At 62.1% G+C, this 13,019-nt stretch carries 11 protein-coding genes; 8 read left to right on the top strand and 3 right to left on the bottom strand.

Going from position 1 to position 13,019, the window contains the following annotated elements:
• Positions 1-234 precede the first annotated feature (234 nt).
• On the top strand, positions 235-1,272 hold the full coding sequence (locus tag HFO71_RS09830; RefSeq protein ID WP_168257639.1) for a polysaccharide deacetylase family protein: 1,038 nt from the start codon (positions 235-237) through the stop codon (positions 1,270-1,272).
• Between the two features lie 6 nt (positions 1,273-1,278).
• Here the strand turns inward: HFO71_RS09830 and pdxH are convergent, their stop codons facing one another.
• Positions 1,279-1,899 carry a pyridoxamine 5'-phosphate oxidase gene (gene pdxH, locus HFO71_RS09825; protein ID WP_017959255.1) on the bottom strand — a complete coding sequence of 207 codons (621 nt, stop codon included), beginning with the start codon at positions 1,897-1,899 and terminating at the stop codon, positions 1,279-1,281.
• 65 nt (positions 1,900-1,964) lie between these two features.
• Between pdxH and HFO71_RS09820 the strand changes: the two genes are divergently transcribed.
• The 4 genes from HFO71_RS09820 (at position 1,965) to HFO71_RS09805 (ending at position 5,458) form a co-directional block, all read left to right on the top strand.
• Positions 1,965-2,423, top strand: a complete 459-nt coding sequence (locus HFO71_RS09820) for an RT0821/Lpp0805 family surface protein (RefSeq protein ID WP_017959254.1) — start codon at positions 1,965-1,967, stop codon at positions 2,421-2,423.
• A gap of 278 nt (positions 2,424-2,701) precedes the next feature.
• Entirely contained in the window at positions 2,702-3,904 is a 1,203-nt protein-coding gene (locus HFO71_RS09815; RefSeq protein WP_170268284.1) for a DnaJ C-terminal domain-containing protein, read from the top strand.
• Between the two features lie 121 nt (positions 3,905-4,025).
• Positions 4,026-4,844 (top strand): enoyl-ACP reductase FabI, encoded by an 819-nt coding sequence (gene fabI / locus HFO71_RS09810; protein ID WP_077976541.1) that lies wholly within the window; start codon positions 4,026-4,028, stop codon positions 4,842-4,844.
• Between the two features lie 23 nt (positions 4,845-4,867).
• Positions 4,868-5,458 (top strand): histidine phosphatase family protein, encoded by a 591-nt coding sequence (locus HFO71_RS09805; protein WP_168259737.1) that lies wholly within the window; start codon positions 4,868-4,870, stop codon positions 5,456-5,458.
• A 30-nt stretch (positions 5,459-5,488) separates the two neighbouring features.
• Here the strand turns inward: HFO71_RS09805 and HFO71_RS09800 are convergent, their stop codons facing one another.
• On the bottom strand, positions 5,489-5,749 hold the full coding sequence (locus HFO71_RS09800) for a DUF1344 domain-containing protein (protein WP_026238684.1): 261 nt from the start codon (positions 5,747-5,749) through the stop codon (positions 5,489-5,491).
• A 243-nt stretch (positions 5,750-5,992) separates the two neighbouring features.
• Here HFO71_RS09800 and HFO71_RS09795 point away from each other — a divergent pair, with 243 nt between their 5' ends.
• The 3 genes from HFO71_RS09795 (at position 5,993) to ribB (ending at position 11,597) form a co-directional block, all read left to right on the top strand.
• Positions 5,993-9,172 (top strand): bifunctional diguanylate cyclase/phosphodiesterase, encoded by a 3,180-nt coding sequence (locus HFO71_RS09795; RefSeq protein WP_221987923.1) that lies wholly within the window; start codon positions 5,993-5,995, stop codon positions 9,170-9,172.
• 210 nt (positions 9,173-9,382) lie between these two features.
• Complete coding sequence (gene aroC, locus HFO71_RS09790; protein WP_029872693.1) at positions 9,383-10,480, top strand: chorismate synthase; 1,098 nt, start codon at positions 9,383-9,385, stop codon at positions 10,478-10,480.
• A 13-nt stretch (positions 10,481-10,493) separates the two neighbouring features.
• Complete coding sequence (gene ribB, locus HFO71_RS09785; protein ID WP_020048761.1) at positions 10,494-11,597, top strand: 3,4-dihydroxy-2-butanone-4-phosphate synthase; 1,104 nt, start codon at positions 10,494-10,496, stop codon at positions 11,595-11,597.
• Positions 11,598-11,826: 229 nt separating this feature from the next.
• On the opposite strand, the gene HFO71_RS09780 is transcribed toward ribB, so the two are convergent.
• On the bottom strand, positions 11,827-13,017 hold the full coding sequence (locus tag HFO71_RS09780) for a winged helix-turn-helix domain-containing protein (RefSeq protein WP_077976546.1): 1,191 nt from the start codon (positions 13,015-13,017) through the stop codon (positions 11,827-11,829).
• Positions 13,018-13,019 lie beyond the last annotated feature (2 nt).

Genomic DNA, 13,019 nt, shown 5'->3' with positions numbered 1-13,019 from the left:
CATGCGCTGACCCCTGATACGCAGCCCTTGACGCGGGCGCTCGGTCAGACCGGCATTTGTGCCGTAATGTGACAGAAGCAGTAAGTTTGGCGCGACTTTGAGGCAACTCCTATTATTTTTCTAGTCTTTTCATCGTCTTGGTTAACAGGAAATCAAAGACCTGTGCGGTATCGGGATTCAGCAAGGCTTAAATCGCACTTGCTAGTTTCCGGCAAAGGCAAGGGACGGACCCGCATGACGGGACAATTCAAGCGACTGGCAAAACGCGTCGCGATCGGCGCTGGGCTCGAGGTTTCCTGGCTGCTCGCGTCAGTCGGACTGATGCGCGAAGCGCGCGGGCGCGGCGTCGTCTTTACGCTGCATCATGTCCGCCCGCACGTGGCCCAGGCCTTCGAGCCGAATGCGCATCTCGAAATCACCCCCCGTTTTCTCGACGCGGCGCTGCGGCGGCTGCGGCGAGAGGGCTACCGCTTCGTGCCGCTCGATCAGGTGCCGGCGCTGCTGGCGGAACCCGAGGGCGCAAAGCCCTTCGCAGCCTTCACACTCGACGACGGATACAGCAACAATCTGGAACATGCGCTGCCGGTGTTCGAGCGGCATCAGGCGCCGTTCACGGTGTTCGTCGCCAAGGGTTTTGCCGAAGCCTCACACAGCATCTGGTGGGAGACGCTCGCCGTCCTCCTGCGCCGGCCAAGCGAAATCTACTTCGATTTCGGCCGCGGCAGAGAGCGCCTGGCGTTGGAGAGCCCCCAGCAGCAATGGCATGCCTTCGACCGCTTTGCCTGGTATATCCACGGCTCCGACGAGGCGCGCGCGGTTGCCGCCATCGACCTGCTGGCGCGCGAAAACGGCATCGAGCCGACGGATATCGTCCGCGAGCTGGTGATGGGGCCTGGCGAATTGCAATGGCTGGCGGCGCATCCGCTTGCAACGCTCGGCGCCCATACGATCAGCCATCGCGCACTGGCCCGCCTGCCGGAAGCCGAAGCGCGAATCGAAATGCAGGTTTCGGCGGATTACCTCGAGGCGGTGACCGGCACCCGCCCCGAGACGATCGCCTATCCCTATGGCACGCCTGATGCTGCGACTGCTCGCGAGGCGCGCATCGCTCGCAATCTCGGCTTTACCCTTGCGGTCACCACGCAGCCTGGGCTGCCTTCAGCGCAGCTGACCGGCTATCTCCCGCGCATTTCGCTCAACGGCTTCTACCAGAAGCGACGCTACGTCTCGGCCCTTGCCTCCGGCATACCGTTGAAGCTGATGGGCAGGTAAAGCCCGTTACGGATACATCCGCACCTTGTCCCATTCGCCTTCCGGTAATGGGCGGCGGAATTCGACCCGGTCATGCAGGCGGAATTTCTGGTCCTTCCAGAATTCGATCGATGTCGGCCGGATGCGGAAGCCCGACCAGTGGGCGGGGCGCGGAATCTCGCCGATGGCATAACGCGCGGTATATTCGGCCACGGCCTTTTCCAGCGCGAACCGGCTTTCGAGCGGGCGGGATTGTCTGGAGGCCCAGGCGCCGATGCGGCTGCCCCGCGCCCGCGTCTTGAAATAGGCGTCCGCTTCGGCGTCGGTGACGATTTCGACCGGGCCGCGCAGCCTGACCTGGCGACGCAGGCTTTTCCAGTGAAAGCACATGGCGGCCTTTTTCTGGCCGAGAATTTCGCGGCCTTTCTGGCTCTCGAAATTGGTGTAAAAGACGAAACCGTCGTCGTCGAATCCCTTCAGGAGAACCATGCGGACATTGGGAAGACCATCCTCATCGACCGTTGCCAGCGCCACAGCATTGGGGTCATTGGGCTCGGAAGCCTCGGCTTCTTTCAGCCATTCGGCAAAGAGCTTGAAGGGCTCGCCACTTTCGGTAAAGTCACCGCTTGTTAACTCGTTTGCCGACATATTGGTTCAAATGCCCCGGATTATTCAAAACTCGCCCAGCTTTTGATAACTGGACAGGATGCAGGGTGGAAGTCATAGCAAAGTCATCTCGCCATACAAAGGGCCTGCGGCGACGCAGCAGTGTGTTCTTCGTCACCGGCGTCGCGATGTTGTCGCTGTCCGGCTGCGTCGGCGGCGGCATGGATTTCCTGAGTGAAGCCAAGGTCGACCGGTCGGTGGCAACCGGCACCGTGCCGCAGACGCCGCCGAGCACCGACACGCTTTCCGACGAAATGACCGTGCGCAACGCAGTGACCTCGGCCGACGTGCAAAGGCTCGAGGGCCAACCGCTTCCCTGGGCGAACGCATCGACCGGCAGTGCCGGCGTCATCGATACGATCGTCGAGAACAATGAGTCCGGCCAGGTCTGCCGCCAGTTCCGCACGACCCGGCATTCCTATGTCGGCATCGCCAAATTCTACGGCAAGACCTGCCTCGTCGGCGGCGGCAACTGGCAGCTTCTGAGCTTCCAGCCCGAGAGCTGATCTTCCTAAGGTCGTTCAGATATTACAGCGTCCTTTGCGCGTTCGAAAAGACGCGGGGCGCGCGCCCTTCCCAACAGGTTAACGCGTGACCGCTTTCTGCCGAATGCTTAGCAAAGAGCTAACCATTTACCGCGAAACACCCCACATCTCTTCACAGAAATAACAAGTGATTAGCAACTCGGCCCGCAGGATCGGCGTTGAGAGTGGCTGTTCCTGCCTTTGCGGCGGGTGGCGCCACACACGTTTTATTGGACGGGGATGCCGAGCAAGGACGAGGCTTGCCGCATCGCAACACCGGCGGTTTTGACATGCGCGATCCTTACAAAATTCTGGGCGTCAAGCGCGACGCGGCAGCAGACGAGATCAAGGCGGCCTGGCGCAACATGGCCAAATCAGCCCATCCCGACCACAATCAGGACGACCCGACGGCGACGGCCCGGTTCGCCGAGATCGGCCGCGCCTATGAGACCCTGAAGGACCCGCGCAAACGCAGCCTGTTCGACAACGCCCTGCGGATGGCCGAAGCCAAGAAGCACGAGCAGACGATCATGCAGCAGCGCCAGGCCGCCCGCGAGGCTGCCGTGCGCGCCAAGGCGGCGCAGGCCAATGCCGAGCGCGTGATGGAAGAGCTGGCGCGCGCCGCCCAGAAGGCGACCGCCGACGGCTCCAGGCAACAGGCAGGTGCTACCGAGGCCGCCGACGAGATGGTGGATCGCATTTTTGGCGCCCAAGCCCGCGCGGCCGGCGGCGGCCAGGCGCAGGGTCGCGCCCAGCACACGCAATACCAGCAGACCCAAAACCCCCAGGGCGATGCCGGCAGGCGCATCGATGGCGATGCCGCCGAGACCGACACCAAGGGCGACGAGGAAGCGAGCGACGCTGGGGCCAATGCCGCCGCCAACCTGTCGCTGCCGCTCAGCATCCTGACAAACCTGGTGCGCCGTTTCACCGGCGCCAAGGATACCGGCCTCGATAAAGCACCGGATGAGGTGACGACGGCGACAGTGACGATCGACGACGTGTTGAAGAGCGGCTGGATCACCGCGTCGCTGCCGGAGGGCCGCGAAATCGGATTCGCCTTGCCGGCAGGCACGACCGACGGTCACGAGATCAGGCTCAAGGGACAGGGCTTCAAGCTGCCTGGCATGCAGCGCGGCGACGCCGTCATCAACGTTCGCATCGCACCCGATCCGCGCTTCACCGTCGACGGTTTCGATCTGCACGCCGTGCTGCCGCTCAGCATCGAAAATGCCGTGCTCGGCACCGAGGCGCGTATCGAAGGTCCAAGCGGGCCGCTGAACGTGACGATCCCCGCATGGTCCGGCTCGGACAAGACGATTAGAATTCCCGGCCAGGGATTGCCCCGCGAAGAGGGCGGCAGAGGCGATCTGGTCGTCGAATTGCGCATTATCTTGTGGGAAAAACCCGACGACAAAATCACTGATCTCATGCGGAGCATGCGCGAAGGCCTGTTCCTATGAAATTTTTATGACATTCGCACCCTTTATTACGATCCCTAACAGTTGATGATCCCGGCCAAGCTTGAACCGATTAACGGCCTATGCCATAGGCAGGATCGATCAGAATCCTAGGGAGCGAAATATGGCTCAAGCATCCGGCCTCATGGCAGGCAAACGCGGCGTCATTATGGGTGTCGCCAACAATCGTTCGATTGCGTGGGGTATTGCCAAGGCCATTCATGCACATGGCGGAGAAGTCGCGCTCACCTACCAGGGCGACGCGCTGAAGAAGCGCGTCGAGCCGCTCGCCGCCGAAATCGGCGCGACGCTCGTCGGCCACTGTGACGTCGCCGACGAAGCCACCATCGACGCCGTTTTCGAAAACGTCGAAAAGCTCTGGGGCAAGATCGATTTCCTCGTGCATGCGATCGGCTTTTCCGACAAGGACGAGCTGACCGGCCGCTACGTCGATACCTCGGCCGACAATTTCAACAAGACGATGCAGATCTCCGTCTATTCCTTCACCTCGGTCGCACGCCGCGCCGAGAAGCTGATGACGGATGGCGGCGCCATGCTGACGCTGACCTATTACGGCGCCGAAAAGGTGATGCCGAATTATAACGTCATGGGTGTCGCAAAGGCCGCGCTCGAAGCCAGCGTCAAATATCTCGCCGTCGACCTCGGACCGCAGAACATCCGTGTCAATGCCATCTCGGCCGGACCGATCAAGACGCTTGCCGCCTCCGGCATCGGCGATTTCCGCTACATCCTGAAGTGGAACGAATATAACGCACCGCTGCGCCGCACCGTCACCATCGAGGAAGTCGGCGATGTCGGCCTGTATCTCCTGTCGGACCTCTCGCGCTCCGTCACCGGCGAAGTGCACCATGCCGACAGCGGCTATCATGTCATCGGCATGAAGGCGGTCGACGCGCCCGACATTTCCGTCGTCAAGGACTGATTTTTGCACATGGATGCGAGACCGTGCTTATCTATGTGATCAGACACGGCCAGACCGCCTGGAATGCAGAGCGGCGCCTGCAGGGGCAGAAGGACATCCCGATGAATGCCACGGGCCTGGAGCAGGCCCGGCAGAACGGCATCGCGCTTGCGGAGATTCTCGGCGACACGGTCGACGAATTCGATTTCGTCGCAAGCCCGCTCCAGCGCACACGCGCGACGATGGAAATCATGCGCACCGCCATGGGCTTGGCGCCGCTTGCCTATCGTACCGATCCGAGATTGGTGGAGATTTCCTTCGGCGACTGGGAGGGCTCGACGATCAAGGAGCTGAAGGCGACGCAGCGCGCGCGGGTGGCGGAACGCAACGCCTCGAAATGGGATTTCATCCCGCCCGGCGATGACGCGGAAAGCTATGAAATCCTCTCCTGGCGCACCGGCTCATGGCTGAACTCCGTCGATCGTCCGACGGTCTGCGTGACCCATGGCGGCGTCATCCGCACACTGTTCCAGACGATCTCAGACCTGCCGAAGAGCAGCGCTGCGGAAGGCGCAATCCCTCAGGATCGAATCGCTAAGATCGATACCGCAGAGCGGAAGATCGTCTGGCTGTAGGCATCGCCAAGCCCGCCCCTCATCCGCTGCCTATTTAACGATGTCGAGATCGTTGATGACCCGCTTGCCGTCGACCTCGGTATAGAAGACGATCACCTTCACGCCGGCTTCGAGACCGTCGAAATTGAACTCCTCGGGCGCCTGATAGGTTTTGCCGTCATCGAGCGTCAGCACGAGGTTGGCCGTGTCGACCTTCCTGATCGTCGCCTCGACATCGGCGCTCTCGGCAAAACCGCTCATCGGTGACAGGAAGCTTGCTGTTGCCAAAAGCGTGGCGACGACGAAACGCATGGCGACAATCCTTTAAGACGCTGCACGAGAACACGACCGGCCACAGATAAGCTCCTGAATATGGCGAAAATTGCCCGTAAGAATGGCTTTTCCCGCCCAATTGATGAATAGGATTTTAATTATAATCAAAATGCCGCGTTAACCCGCGCTTTTTCCCTTCCCGCGATCTCTCGGCATCGCCGGCGGGCAATCGTAAATTAACCCGCGCGCCCTACAGTTGCTCGTCAACATGGGGGTTTCATTTTGTTATCCAGGCTCAGCGACAGCAAGCAGTTGCGGCGCGTGTTGAAGAATAGCCGCGTCTCGTTTCTGGTTTCGTCGCTTGTCGCCCTGGTCGTCATCATGGTCGGCTTCGGACTCGACCAGGCCAATACTGCGTCTCATGTGCGCGAACTTCATATCCGCACCGAAAACGAGACGAACCTCATCCGTGCCCGGGTCATGGCTGAGATCAATATGGACCTCAGCGTCGTCCGCGACCTGACGAACCTGATCTCCGTCAGCGCGGCAAACGGAGAGGAGATGGAACGCCAGATCAACTGGCTGCTGATCCAGAACCCGTCTTTCATTCATATCGCCGTCGCGCCTGATTTCATCATCCGCGACATCCACCCGCCGCAATCCGGCAACGAGCGGGTCGGCCGCGACGTGCGCGAGGCTCTCTACTTCCGCCAGGCGATGACCGGCGCGACCGGCAACCAGTCGGCGCGCTTCTACGGCCCGATCAGCACCGACGGCCGGGACGCCTTCGCCATCTTCTTCCCGGTTTACGTCAAGGAGAACGGCCAGCGGCGGATCTGGGGGGCGGTCGAAGTCGCGATCGACCAGACGATGTTCTACCAGGCGACCGGGCTGATGCCGGCACGCGACCGCGAAAACCAGGAGCGCTATCCGCATCTCGGCCATCTTTCGATCGCCATTCGCGATATAGGCTTGCCGACCGCCGCCAAAGCTCCTCCCCCGGCGCCGTTCTTCGGGTCCTCCGATATCGACGGCAAGGATCCGATGCGCCAGAAGATCGGCTTTGCCGGCGGCAGGTGGGAGCTTGCCGCTGTGCCGAACAGCGGCTGGAATGCGATACCTGAAAACCGCACCGAGCTACGCCTGATCATCGTTGCCGCCGGATTCATCATCATCGTGCCGATCTTCTTTGCGACCATGCTGCTCGGCGAGCGCAATCGCAACATCAACGCGCTGGAGACGCGCGAGGCAAAACTGCTGGAACTGTCGCAGCGGCTCAACCTGGCGCTGGAATCCTCCAATATTGGCATCTGGGAGTTGCAGGATGATTCGAACAGCCTGCTCTGGGACGCGCGTGCCGCGGCCCTGCACGGCAAACCGGCGGAAGAGGGAAGCCGGGTGCTCGACGAATGGCTGGCGGCGATCCTGCCCGAGGACCGCGACACTGCCGAAGTACATTTCTTCAGCTGCAGCATTGCGGGTGCCGCCTGCACGGCGCAGTACCGCATCCTGCTCGGCGACGGCGGCATCCGCCACCTGCGCTCGGTCGGCTCCTTCTATACGGATGCCGGCGGCGTCAGCAAGACCATCGGCATCGTCTGGGACGTGACCGCAGATGCGGAGACCACCGACACGCTGCGCAAGGCCAAGGATATGAGCGAGGTCAAGAATGCCGAGCTGGAACTGGCGCTTGAAGAGCTCTCGAGCCGCGAGGGGCAGCTCGCCGAGCTTTCCAGTCGGCTCGACCTGGCGCTCGATTCCTATCAGTGCGGCATATGGGAAGCGCGGCCGGGCCTCGGCGGCTCGATCTGGAACGAGCGGATGCACGAGCTCTATGGCCTTGCGCCTCGCAACGGCTTCATGACCGAAGAGACCTGGCTTGGCTGCATCCACCCTGAGGAACGGGCTCTCGCGCTCGAAAGCGCGCGCCACTTCAAGAAGAACGGCGATACGCATACCCTTGTCTGCCGTGTGCTCGTCGACGACGGTTCGGTGCGTTATGTGCGCTCGGTCGGCAAGGTCCACCAGACGGGGACCGGCGAGATGAAGATCATGGGCATCGCCTTCGACGCCACCGAAGACGTGCTGATGACGATCCGGCTGAAGGCCGCCAAGGACGAGGCAGTCGCCAAGAATATCGAGCTCGAGCTTGTCAAGAACAGGATCGAGCACAATTCGCTGCATGACCCGCTGACCGCCCTCGCCAACCGCCGCAAGCTCGACATCGCGCTCGAAAATCTCACCCAGGACGGCCATCAGCAGCGGCAGAAATTCTCGATCCTGCATATCGATCTCGACCGCTTCAAGGACATCAACGACACGCTCGGCCATGCCGCCGGCGATGCGATGCTGGTGCACGCCTCGAAGGTGCTCGCCAAGAATGTCCGCGGCAGCGATATCGTCGCGCGCATCGGCGGCGACGAATTCGTCATCCTTGCCCTCGATGTCGACGACAAGGAGATGGTGCAGCTTTCGACGCGGATCATCGAGGAGATGCGCCAGCCGATCGATTTCCAGGGTTTTTCCTGCCGCTGCGGCGTGTCGATCGGTATTGCGCTCGCCAATGGCATCCATGTCGATGCGCGCAAGGTGCTGATCAATGCCGATATCGCGCTCTACCGCGCAAAAAGCACGGGCCGCAATCGCTTCGAATTCTTCAATCACAATCTCCAGGCCGATATCATCAATACCAAGCGCACCGCCGACGAGATCCTCGCCGGCATCGACAATGGTGAATTCACCGCCTGGTATCAGCCGCAATTCTGCGCCCGGACGATGGAGCTGACCGGTGTCGAGGCGCTGGTGCGCTGGCAGCACCCGTCCAAGGGGTGGCTCGCACCCGACAAGTTCCTGCGCATCGCCGACGAGATCAACGTCGTGCAGATACTCGACCGGATCGTGCTGGAAACGGCGCTGCGCGACAAGATGCGCTGGACGGCACGCGGCATTGTGGTCCCCAAGGTCTCGGTCAATGTTTCGGCACGGCGGCTGCATGACGGCAGCCTGCTGGAATCGCTCGCCGACCTGCATATCCGTCCCGGCGAGATCTCCTTCGAACTGGTGGAATCGATTTTCCTCGACGAGAGCGAGGACGTCGTCTCGCAAAATCTCGAACGCATCAAGGCGCTCGGCATCGATATCGAGATCGACGATTTCGGCACCGGCCATACCTCGATCGTCAGCCTGTTGAAGCTGAAGCCGAAGCGGCTGAAAATCGACCGCCAGCTGGTGCAGCCGATCGTCAATGCCTCGCAGGAGCGCGCACTCGTCAGCTCGATCATCGAGATCGCCCGCTCGCTCGGCGTCGAGACGGTAGCCGAAGGGGTGGAGACGGCAGCCCATGCCGCACTGCTGCGCGATCTCGGCTGCGACATCCTGCAGGGTTATGCCTTCTCGCGGCCGCTCTCCTTCGACGATTTCACCAACGAAGCCACAGGAGCGGGGTGGCGGCTTGCGTCCTGATCGGCGCGTGCCGATCGAGCCCGCCCCTCCCCGCAGACAGAATGGCGGCACAATGCGTCGTCCATCGCTGGCAAAGGCCGGAAACAGCATTTCCTGAGCTGGCCGTTTGGCGCAAAGAAAGGCTTTTGCCTCGGCGGCTTTTTGGCCTATGAGTGTCGCGCCTTTTCAAGCAATGGCGCGGCCGGCTTTGGCGCGCCACCGTGGGAACACATGTCGCACAATACATTCGGTCACCTTTTCCGCGTAACCACCTGGGGCGAAAGCCATGGTCCGGCGCTCGGCTGCGTCGTCGACGGCTGCCCTCCGGGGCTCAGCTTCAAGCTCGAGGACCTGCAGGTCTGGCTCGACAAGCGCAAGCCCGGGCAATCCCGCTTCGTGACGCAGCGGCGCGAGGACGATCTGGTGAAGGTACTATCAGGCGTCATGCTGGACGCCGACGGCGAGACGATGACGACCACCGGCACGCCGATCTCGATGCTGATCGAAAACACCGACCAGCGCTCCAAGGATTACGGCGAGATTGCCCGGCAATACCGCCCCGGCCATGCCGATTATACCTATGACCTCAAATACGGCATTCGCGACTATCGCGGCGGCGGCCGCTCCTCGGCGCGCGAGACTGCCGCCCGGGTTGCCGCCGGCGGCATCGCCCGCCTTGTCGTGCCCGGCGTCACCGTGCGCGGCGCGCTGGTGCAGATCGGCAAACACAAGATCGACCGCCGCAACTGGGACTGGGACCAGGTCGGGCAGAACCCGTTCTTCTCGCCCGATGCCGCGATCGTCCCGGTCTGGGAGGAATATCTCGACGGCATCCGCAAGAACGGCTCCTCGATCGGCGCGGTCATCGAAGTGATCGCCGAAGGTGTGCCGGCCGGCCTCGGCGCGCCGATCTATGCCAAGCTCGACCAGGATATCGCCTCGCTGCTGATGTCGATCAACGCCGTCAAGGGCGTCGAGATCGGCAATGGTTTTGCCGCCGCCGAAACCTCAGGCGAAGACAATGCCGACGAGATGCGCATGGGCAATGACGGTACGCCGATCTTCCTTTCCAACAATGCCGGCGGTATTCTCGGCGGCATCTCCACCGGGCAGCCGGTGGTGGCGCGTTTTGCCGTCAAGCCTACCTCCTCGATCCTGACCGAGCGCCAGTCGATCGATGCGGAGGGCAAGAACGTCGATATCCGTACCAAGGGCCGGCACGACCCCTGCGTCGGCATCCGCGCCGTGCCGATCGGCGAGGCGATGGTCGCCTGCGCGATCGCCGACCATTATCTTCGCGACCGCGGCCAGACCGGCCGTCTGAAATAGGAGCCCTCGCCCCATGTCTTATGACCAGAAGCGCGTCGTCGACGCCATCCGGGCCTTCGAGGCCGGCGAGATCGTCGTCGTCATGGACGACAACGACCGCGAGAACGAAGGCGACCTGATCGTCGCCGCCGTGCATTGCACGCCGGAGAAGATGGCCTTCATCGTCCGCCACACCTCCGGCATCGTTTGTGCGCCGATGCCGAAGGAAGAGGCCAAGCGCCTCAACCTCAACGCCATGGTGGCGGAAAACGATTCGGCTCATACGACGGCCTTCACCGTATCGGTCGATTTCAAGCACGGCACGACAACCGGCATCTCCGCCGACGACCGGACGCTGACGGTGCGCAATCTCGCCAATCCGAATGTCGGCGCCTCCGATTTCGTCCGTCCCGGCCATATCTTCCCGCTGGTTTCCCGCGAAGGCGGCGTGCTGATGCGCTCCGGCCATACGGAAGCCGCCGTCGACCTCTGCAAGCTTGCCGGCCTGCCGCTGATCGGCGTCATCTCCGAGCTGGTCAATGATGACGGCACCGTGACGCGCGGGCCGCAGGTGGTTGACTTTGCCGAACAGCACGGGCTAAAGCTCGTCTCCGTCGCCGATCTCATCGCCTATCGCCAGCGCAAGGAAACGCTGATCGAACTCGGCACCAGCTTCGACATCGAGACGCCGTTCGGCAAGGCCAAGGCCCATACCTATTCCCTGCCCTGGGATCCGATGCAGCATCTCGCCGTCGTCTTCGGCGACATCCGCGACGGCGTCGACATTCCGGTGCGCCTGCATCCGGAGAATGTCGCCGAGGATCTGTTCGGCAAGAACAGCCCGGTCGATTTTTACATGCAGAAGATTGCCGAGCAGGGCCGCGGCGTCATCGTCTATCTGCGCGAAGGCTCCGTCGGCGTCGGCCATACCGACAATGGCCGCAAGGCCCGCAACCAGGGCCGCGAAGCCCATGCCGAAGCCCAGACCCGCGACAGCGAATGGCTGGAAATCGGCCTCGGCGCCCAGATCCTCAAGGACCTTGGGGTGAGCTCGATCAAGCTGCTCACCAGCCGCGAGCGCCACTATGTCGGCCTCGAAGGTTTCGGCATCAAGATCAGCACAACGGAAATTTGCTGAGGGCTCCTCCTCTTCTCCCCAGCGGGGAGAAGATGTCCGAAGGACAGATGAGGGGCCACACGGCACATCCTTCATGCTGCCCTTCGCTTGCGCTCAGCGCATTCGCGGCTTTGCCGCTCACCCCCTCATCTGCCTGCCGGCATCTTCTCCCCACTGGGGAGAAGGGATACGTGGCAACGTCTCGGTCCCTTCTCTTGGGTAGGAGCAGGATATATCGGACGAAGTTCGACTACCCCCTCCACCCCTCCAGAAACACGACCTTCTCCACACCCGCAAACCGCGCCAGCCGGTCAAGCTCCGCCTCCAGCCGCTCCAGCCGCCCAGCCGACGGTTTCACGCCGGGCTCCAGCCAGAGCCGCTTGACATCGAGCGTCGATTTCTTCCGATCCGCCTTCATGTCGATGCGGCCGATAAGACGGTCGCCTTCGAGCAGCGGGAAGACGTAATAGCCATATTCGCGCTTCGGCTCGGGCACGAAGACTTCGATGCGGTAGAAGAAGCCGAACAGGCGTTCGGTGCGATTGCGGTCGCGGATCATCGGGTCGAAGGGGCTGAGCACGCGGATGCGGGGCGGAGCATCGGGATAGCTGTCGAGCGTCGACGGGAAATCGGCAAAGGCCCAGGAGGGTCGCGCCTTGCCGTCGAGCGCTGGTTCGATCAACACTTCGGTCAGCTCCTCGCGATGGGCTGATACCCACGCCTTGGCCTCATCGGGCGAGACGAGGTTCCAAAAGGCAGCGATCTCGCCATGGGTAGCAAAGCCGAGGCGGGCAAGCGCGCTGCGGCAGGCCCAGTCGACGAATTCTTCGCGACTCACCTCCGGCTCGCGGAATTCGGCCGGAATGACCCGCTCGGTGAGATCATAGATCTTCTGGAAGTTCGAGCGGCCGGCGATGGCGAGCTTGCCGGTGTGCCAGAAATATTCGAGCGCCGTCTTGTTCGGATGCCAGTTCCACCAGCCGCCGGAAACGTGGCCGTCGGCCTTGATGTCGCGCGAGAGGATCGCGCCGTCGCGCCGCACGCGCTCATAGGTCTCCTCGAAAGCCGCTTCGAAGCCTTCGCCGCGCCATTTGCGCCAGCGCTCGATGATCACCCTTTCCTGATGAAGGAACTTGTGCTTCCAATAGACGAAGAAGGCGCTCGGCAGGATGGAAGCATCATGTGTCCAGTGCTCGAACAGCGCGCCGTCCTTTTCGAGCAGCGCCTTCAGATGTTCGCGCCGGTAGGTCTGATTGCGGGAAAACAGGATCTGATGATGGGCCCGCTCCACCGTTTGGATGCTGTCCACCTGGACGAAACCCAGTTCATGGATGAGCTGCAACAGGCCGGCCTTGGTCAAGGCGCGGTTCGGCGGGGCGCTGAGGCCCTGTTTAGAAAGGAAGACACGGCGGGCGTCGGAATTGGAAAGCAGATTCGTCATGA

The sequence above is a fragment of the Rhizobium laguerreae genome (assembly GCF_019778565.1).
Lineage (GTDB): Bacteria > Pseudomonadota > Alphaproteobacteria > Rhizobiales > Rhizobiaceae > Rhizobium > Rhizobium laguerreae.
The sequence above is the reverse complement of the archived record's forward strand: the minus strand, read 5'-3'. Positions and strand labels throughout refer to the sequence as shown.